This is a genomic window from Sodalinema sp. (genome assembly GCF_046483825.1).
Classification (GTDB): Bacteria; Cyanobacteriota; Cyanobacteriia; order Cyanobacteriales; family Geitlerinemataceae; genus Sodalinema.
The window spans coordinates 1-7,160 of sequence record NZ_JAWOCL010000233.1 but is presented as its reverse complement, the minus strand read 5'-3'; the positions used below and the strand labels follow the sequence as shown (position 1 = coordinate 7,160).

The 7,160-nt window shown below is 51.1% G+C and carries 5 protein-coding genes and 1 pseudogene; 5 read left to right on the top strand and 1 reads right to left on the bottom strand.

The window, feature by feature from the left end; genetic code table 11:
• Nucleotides 1-556 (top strand): hypothetical protein (locus tag R6U67_RS15140; protein ID WP_410253323.1); only part of this gene is annotated, 556 nt, incomplete at its 5' end.
• Between the two features lie 116 nt (nucleotides 557-672).
• On the opposite strand, the gene recQ is transcribed toward R6U67_RS15140, so the two are convergent.
• Nucleotides 673-3,336, bottom strand: coding sequence for a DNA helicase RecQ (recQ, locus tag R6U67_RS15135; protein WP_410253322.1), 2,664 nt, complete (start codon nucleotides 3,334-3,336; stop codon nucleotides 673-675).
• A gap of 278 nt (nucleotides 3,337-3,614) precedes the next feature.
• Between recQ and R6U67_RS15130 the strand changes: the two genes are divergently transcribed.
• From R6U67_RS15130 to R6U67_RS15115, 4 genes and pseudogenes are all read left to right on the top strand, one after another.
• On the top strand, nucleotides 3,615-5,684 hold the full coding sequence (locus R6U67_RS15130) for a cation:proton antiporter (protein ID WP_410253321.1): 2,070 nt from the start codon (nucleotides 3,615-3,617) through the stop codon (nucleotides 5,682-5,684).
• A gap of 2 nt (nucleotides 5,685-5,686) precedes the next feature.
• Nucleotides 5,687-6,241, top strand: coding sequence for a 5-formyltetrahydrofolate cyclo-ligase (locus tag R6U67_RS15125; protein WP_410253320.1), 555 nt, complete (start codon nucleotides 5,687-5,689; stop codon nucleotides 6,239-6,241).
• Between the two features lie 45 nt (nucleotides 6,242-6,286).
• Nucleotides 6,287-6,826 (top strand): annotated as a pseudogene (locus R6U67_RS15120) (Uma2 family endonuclease); the annotation flags it as partial.
• Nucleotides 6,819-7,160 (top strand): hypothetical protein (locus R6U67_RS15115; RefSeq protein ID WP_410253319.1); only part of this gene is annotated, 342 nt, incomplete at its 3' end. The pseudogene R6U67_RS15120 and the gene R6U67_RS15115, both read left to right, overlap by 8 nt.

Sequence of the window (7,160 nt, the reverse complement as noted above, 5' to 3'; positions counted from 1 at the left end):
GTTGGATGTGGATTGTGTGGTGGAGATTACGACGCGGGCGGATTATTACCGTTTAGCGGAGCAGTTACGGAGCGTGGGATTGGAGGAGGATCAGGGGAAAAATGCACCGTTATGTCGTTGGCGTTATAATGACCTCATTATTGATGTAATGCCCTGTAATGAGTCAGTGTTGGGTTTTACCAATCGTTGGTATTCAGAAGCGATCGCCCATCGAGTGAGTTACCCTTTGCCTGATGGTCAAGAGATTTGGATTTTCCCGCCGATTTATTTTCTAGCGAGTAAGGTTGAGGCGTTTGAGGGACGAGGTGGAGATTTGCGCCTTTCTAAGGATATAGAAGATATTGTCCTGTTGTTGGACGGATGTGAGGGATTATTGACAAATTATCGAGGGGCTAACCCGGGGGTTAAAAAATTTTTACGGTCTTGGTTTCAACAAAATCGAGAACCATTAAGGGAAGCAATTTATGCTTTTTTGCCTTCGTCTAGTGAAGGAAGAGAGGACTTTATTTTTACTTTACTCGATGAGCTTTGCCAAGAAAATCAAGAAGAGTTATAGGACTTTTTTAAGGGCTTACAGGGCTTATCCCGAACGGGCGCAAGGACTTTAACTGCCAGAGTTTGTCCAATACAAAAAATCGACGCAGCGACCTTTATGCGAGCCATGTTGAGACGTTATGGAGAATTAGACTGTTGAGCTTGTTTAGCCCGCCAAGCCCCATAAACAAGTCTCAGGGCTTCTTTGGAAACACGATCGCTCAAATAGGTCCATAACACCTCTAAGGTTGCCCCCGGATGGCGATCGCAGACCCCTTCAATCTCCCGTTGCTGTTCTGGGGTCACCAACCGATCTAAATCCACCGGTTGCCCCATTTCCAACAGTTCCGCCAGGTGGCGCACAATGCGAGAGGGACGTAAATTGCGTTCCTGGGCGATCGCCTCAACATCCAATCCCTTCTGATGCAACTCCAGACTATAGAGATGCGTTGAACTCGGTTCCTGGCTGCGGGGGAAGCGATGGCCCTCCCGTTTAATCACCGCTTTCACTAAGCGAATTTCCTCATAGGGATAGACTCCCGCCAGATACTCATACACCGGTTTCAACTTATCCGTATTCAGGGCCTGAATCGCTTGGCGAATTGGCTGTTGATGATCCGGGGGAACGAGAGTATTGATATCAATGGCTTCTCCCGCTTGTAGGAGTCGTTCGAGATGGCCATAAATGGTACTGGGGGAAAGATTACGAGCCAGGGCAATCTCCTGAACGCTTTTTCCCTGTTGACATAAGGCTAGGGTTTCTCGGTGTGTCTCACCTAGAGTTGTGGTGGATGGGGTGCTGGCGTAGCGCTTGGGAGGGGCGCTAGCTTTGCCTGTGGTAAACTCGCGAATCAGGGCCACAAAGCGATCGCCATAATGCTCCAGTTTATAACGTCCGACCCCCGACAGTTGCCCAAACTCCGCCAAGGTTTGGGGCTGTTGCTGGGCCATCAGCCGTAGGGTGGAGTCCGGGAAAATGGTGTAAGGCGCTGCTGAGCGTTCATTGGCGATTTGCTTGCGTAAGGCCCGCAGTTGGAACATGAGGGCATCGGCTTCGGCGGCTAAGGGGCTACGGCGATCCTCTAAGGCACTCACCGAACGGGGAACGGCCACTTCCACCTTACGCTGTTTACGCATAATCTCCCAACTGAGGGCATTGAGTTTCAGAACCGGATAACCGTCATCCGTTTCATCCACAAAGCCGCGATGTTTCAGGGTTCGGGCTAAGGCCCGCCATTGATCAGCGGTGCGATCTTTGCCAATTCCATAGGTTGAGAGGCGATCGTGGCGATATTTCTTGATTTTCTCCTTTCTTGAGCCTCGCAACACGTCAATAATATGGGCCACCCCAAACCGTTCCCGACAACGGGCCACACAGGAGAGGAACTTCATCGCTTCGATGGTCCAATCCTCCACAGGCTTAGGATTGCGGCAATTATCACAGGTTTGACAGGGTTCGCCGAGGGTTTCGCCAAAGTAGCGCAGGAGGATACTGGGGCGACATTCGGTACTGTCAGCGTAGTCGATGACTTGGCGCAACTGTTGACGGGCAATTCGTTGTTCCTGTTCATCGGCTTTTTGGCCGATAATCCACTCGACTTTGCTGACATCGCCGTAACTGAGAAAGAGGATACATCGGGCCGGTTCTCCGTCACGGCCGGCGCGGCCGGTTTCTTGGTAATAGCTTTCTAGGGTTTTGGGTAAGTCATAGTGAATGACAAAGCGCACATCGGGTTTGTTGATTCCCATTCCGAAGGCGATGGTGGCCACGATCACTTGCACATCGTCACGGATGAAGCGGGTTTGGTTGTTGGAGCGATCCTGATCACTCATTCCCGCATGATAGGGAAGGGCATCGATGCCATCTCGGCGCAGTTTGTCGGCCAGTTCGTCCACTTGGCGACGGCTGAGACAGTAGATGATCCCGGCGCCGCCTTGGCGTACCAGTTGGTAGATTTGATTGTAGCTGTCCCGTTTTTTGGGGCGCACTTCGTAGGCCAGGTTGGCCCGGTAGAAGCTGGCGATATGGACTTGTGGCTGTTTGAGGGATAGTTGCTGGATGATATCCTGGCGGACGCGATCGGTGGCGGTGGCGGTGAGGGCCGTGACGGGGACGTCGGGGTAATGGTGGCGTAGTCGTGAGAGTTGGCGATAGTCTGGGCGGAAGTCATGGCCCCATTCTGAGACGCAGTGGGCCTCGTCGATGGCGAAGCCGGAGAGGCCCGATTGCGATCGCACCTGGTTGAGTAAGTCTAGGAAATGGTCACTTAACAGTCGTTCGGGGGCGACGTAGAGGAGTTTAATTTGCCCCTGAAGGACGGCCCGGATGCGATCGCGAGCTTCGAGACCGTTTAGGGTACTATTAAGGAATGTTGCTCCCAATCCGTTGGCTTGCAGGCTATCGACTTGATCTTGCATCAAGGCAATCAGGGGGGAGACGACGACGGTTACCCCTGGACGTAATAAGGCCGGAAGTTGGAAGCATAAGGATTTTCCGCCCCCAGTGGGCATGATGACCAGTTGATCGCGGTTTTGCAGGGACGCTTCAACGATCGCCTGTTGTCCGGGACGGAAGCGATCGTAGCCAAAATACTGTTTGAGAGCGCGATCGAGGGAGTCTGTTAGGGGAGCAGAAGCAGACACGAATCCTGTTTTGAGGGGATGAATCACCTGCATTCTACCAGAGATCCTAACTTGTGGACCTTGGCAGGTCTGAATCCGCTGCTGCGATCGCTCAGCTTCACCGCCCTCTCCGAGGAAGAAGGATTCATGGGTTCGATTAACCGTTAACCGTAAGGGCATAACTTTTCAAGCAGACGGTTTTTGATTACAATAAAGCCACGATTCAGTGATCATCATTCGTGGCTAGAGATCTATCTTTTTATTGATTGAGTCCTCGATATTTATACCAATTTTCAGAAGTCGTGCCATAGATGTCTGTCGGGGAAACCACCCCTAAACCCTCCCAGGAGGGGATAGCCGTTCGCCTTCCTCGGTATCAGATATATAGCAAGCATTTCGGAAATGGTATTATACTACAATCCGGCAGCCAATTCCTTTCATTTTAAGTACTAATCTCCATGGATAATTTACCCCAATGGCTACCCGATACTCCCATCGTCCCCTTTACTGTATTACTGTTAGTTGTCCTAACGGTTCCGCCATTATTCGAACGCTTGAAACTGCCCGGTCTAGTGGGACTCATTGCCGCTGGTGTCGTTCTCGGCAATGATGGTTTAGGGCTTCTCGATCCCGCCGATGATTATATGAAATTGTTTACAGACATTGGTAAAATTTACCTAATGTTTGTCGCTGGACTAGAAATTGATTTAGCCGAATTTCAGCGTAAAAAAGACCGGTCGTTGGTCTTTGGAATTGCCACGTTTACAATTCCTCTAGTGGGAGGTGCGTTGATGGCGACCGCCTTTGGCTATAGCTTAAATGCGTCTGTTTTAATTGGTTCCTTGCTCGCCTCTCATACGCTCTTAGGTTATCCAATTGTCAGTCGCCTTGGGGTGGCCGGAAATGAAGCGGTGACGGTCACCATTGGCGCAACCATTTTTACCGATATTGCCGCATTATTAGTCTTAGCCATCTGTGTTTCAATTCATGGCGGTGATTTTTCGGCTACCAGTTTGGTGATTCAAATTACAGCCCTGGCTCTCTATACGGGGGCTGTCTTGGTGGGCTTAGATCGAGCTGGAAAGCTTTATTTTAAGCGTACTGGTGATGAAGAAAGTAATCAGTTCCTCTTTATTCTTTTGGCAGTCTTCTTGGCAGCAGTGGGCGCTCAAGTTATTAATGTTGACCAAATTGTTGGCGCTTTTTTGGCTGGATTAGCGGTCAATGATGTAGTCGGTCGTGGCCCCGTGGAAAATAAGGTTGAGTTTGTCGGCAGTACCCTATTTATTCCCTTCTTTTTTGTGGGAATGGGTTTACTCTTGGACCTCTCGGCATTTATGGAGAGCTTTACGGAGAACTTGGGGTTTGTGATTGCTATTGTTGTGACCTTGGTGACAGCAAAATTTATCGCCTCGATGGCCATTAAAGTCATCTATAACTATAGTTGGAATAGTACAATGACCATGTGGTCGTTGTCGATTCCTCAGGTGGCGGCAACCTTGGCGGCGGCGTTGGCTGGATTCAATGCGGGGTTAATTCCCGACTCTGTGTTTAATAGTGTTGTGGTTTTGATGTTGATTACCTCGGTAATTGGTCCGTTGGCAACGTCCCATTTTGCTCGCAAGTTACCGTTATCTGGAGGAAGTGTAGGAGAGAGAGATACTGACGAAAATCCCGATTTGCCTCCCTTAACCTTTTTCCCAAAAGAAAAACCCTTTAAGGTGGTTGTGCCGGTTTCAAATCCCCTAACGGAACGCTATCTTATTGAAATGGCAGCCATTGTAGCTCGTCAGCGTTCGGGATCGATTGTACCATTGGCGATCGCCGAGGCTCATTTACAGATGGACGAACCGGAGTTAGATGTGGCGATTCGCCGCAGTGAACGGCTATTGCAACGAGCGATTGAGGTGAGTAATGAGTTTGAAGTCGAGGCGATGCCTCGGATTCGTATTGATAGTGATGTGGCTCATGGTATTAGTCGCACGGCACGGGAGGAGAATGCTAGTACGATTGTTATGGGTTGGAATGAGAACATTGGCATTCGAGCGCGTTTGTTTGGGAGTGTCGTAGATAGTGTGTTTTGGTCCTCTCATTGTCCGGTGGGGGTGATGCGTTTGTTAGATGATCCTCTCAATATTCATCAAATTTTGGTTCCTGTGAAAAGTTTGGCCCCGCAGGTGATGGAGGCGATGCGGTTTGCTCAGTTGTTTGCGGAGTCTAATCAGGCGGAGTTAACCTTGCTACATATCTGCGATCGCCGCACCACACCGGAGCAAATTCAAGCCTTTGAAACCTCGTTAATGACGATATTTCATGGTGGGGGATCTCAGGTTCCCGCTCAGATGAAAACTGTGGTTTCTGATGATATTGCTCAATCGATTTTAGAAGCGTCTCAAGAGGTGGATATGGTGGTTCTCTGTTCCCGGCGACGGCGTACGGCTGGGGGATTGGCGGTGAGTGACGTGGCGACGAAGATTTTGGGACAGATTACCTGTTCGATGGTGTTGTTTGGAGAACCTCATTGGTAGAGATGTCGAAGCCAAAGTTACGGCGATCGCTGTTGCAGTCTCGTCGTCAGTTGTCTGAGGGGGACTGGCGCGATCGCAGCGATCGCATCTGTGAACAAATCCGCCAATGTCCCCGGTTTCAGTCGGCCCAAACGGTTCTCAGTTATGTCAGTTTTCGCCGGGAACCCGATGTCTTGGGATTGGTGAGCGGGGAGCGTCGTTGGGGATTTCCTCGTTGTGTGGGAGAGTCGTTACTGTGGCATTCTTGGCAAGTCGGCGATCGTTGGGTTCCCGGTGCATTTGGGATTCTCGAACCCCATCCCGATTCCCCCCAGATTGCTCCTGAAACGGTGGATTTAATCTTAGTTCCGGCGGTGGCTTGCGATACACGGGGATATCGCCTGGGATATGGCGGCGGGTTTTACGATCGCCTCCTCAGTCAACCCCAGTGGCGAGAGATTCCCACGTTGGGGATTGTCTTTGAGTTCGCCTATCTCGCGGAGTTACCCATTGAACCCTGGGATTGTCCCCTGACGGGAGTTTGCACCGAGGCGCGATGGGTCGAAACCCGCTCCTGAGGGCAATGCTACATTAGAACCATCGCGCCTCTCCTCAAAACCGCCATGACAGTCAGAAAAAACCCGACCTCCTTCCCGGATCACACCCAACTCCCCTGTGAGGATGAAGCCTCCTTGGAAGATGGGACAGAAACCTTTGCTCCCTTACCGGATCACACCCAACTCCCCTGTGAGGATGGAACCTTCGTGAAACACTTTCAAGAACATCCGCAAAGCATTCTCCTCACGGATTCGATTCTCCCTATCCTCAACGCCAAACATCCCGAGGGAGATTACTGCATCGGTCAAGATAGTGGAATTTACTGGCGCATCACCGATCCTCCCCTCCGGGGTGCCGTCTCTCCCGATTGGTTTTATGTCCCCAACGTTCCCGCCACGTTAGATGGACAAGCGCGGCGTTCCTACGTCCTTTGGCAAGAACATATCCCCCCCGAGATTGTTATCGAGTTTGTCTCAGGGACGGGAGCTGAGGAACGGGATAAAACCCCCTGGACGGGCAAATTTTGGGTTTATGAAACGGTGATTCGTCCCGCGTACTACGCGATTTATGAGGTGCGACGGGCCACGGTGGAGGTGTATGGCTTGGTTCGCATATTTTCGGTCCCTGATTGGCGGGTTTACTGCTGAAAATGATGACTTTAATCAGTCCATCGACACCGCCTTTGAAGTTGGTGGAACTCCGATCATCGTGCCGATGCTTTATCTGGGTGGTACCTTTGACGTTCCGGTAGCCGACGTTCGCCTTGGTGCTGAGCTTAAGACCTTGCCAATCGGCGATACCAACATCACTGACTTTGAAGTGAAGGGCACCTGGTTCGCTCCGTTGCCGACCAACATGCTGGTCAAGCTGGGCGTTGAAGCAGGCTACCGCAACTACGGCCTGACCATCGGTGACTCGACGCTGGGCGCCGATACGTCC